The 413-nt window shown below is 74.1% G+C and carries 1 protein-coding gene; it reads right to left on the bottom strand.

Going from position 1 to position 413, the window contains the following annotated elements; genetic code table 11:
* On the bottom strand, positions 1-413 hold a 413-nt coding region (locus G3I78_RS49455; RefSeq protein WP_164437219.1), incomplete at both ends, for a molybdopterin-dependent oxidoreductase.

Raw genomic sequence — 413 nt, 5'->3', positions numbered from 1 at the left:
GTCTGGTCGCCGAAGACCTGCGGCGAGGCGACGGGCAGGTCCGCGTACCAGTCGTAGAAGCTCAGCATCGGCGCGCCGATGAGGGAGTGGAAGCGGGCCCCGGCGGCGTGCGAGGCCATCGACATCGCCGGGATCGGGGAGAAGCCGGCGACGCGGTCCGGTCCGTGCTCCTTGATGGTGTGCACGTGGGCGGCCGCGACGATCTCGGTCGCCTCCTCCCAGCTCGCGCGCACGAGCCCGCCCTTGCCGCGGGCCCGCTGGTACGCGCGCCGGCGCTCCGGGTCCGCCTGGACGTCGGCCCAGGCCAGCACGGGATCGCCGAGCCGCCGCCTGGCCTCCCGGTACGCCTCCAGGAGCACTCCGCGGACGTACGGGTGGCGCACGCGCGTCGGCGAGTACGAGTACCAGGAGAA

The sequence above is a fragment of the Streptomyces sp. SID13726 genome (assembly GCF_010548375.1).
In the GTDB taxonomy this organism is placed as follows: Bacteria; Actinomycetota; Actinomycetes; order Streptomycetales; family Streptomycetaceae; genus Streptomyces.
The sequence above is the reverse complement of the archived record's forward strand: the minus strand, read 5'-3'. Positions and strand labels throughout refer to the sequence as shown.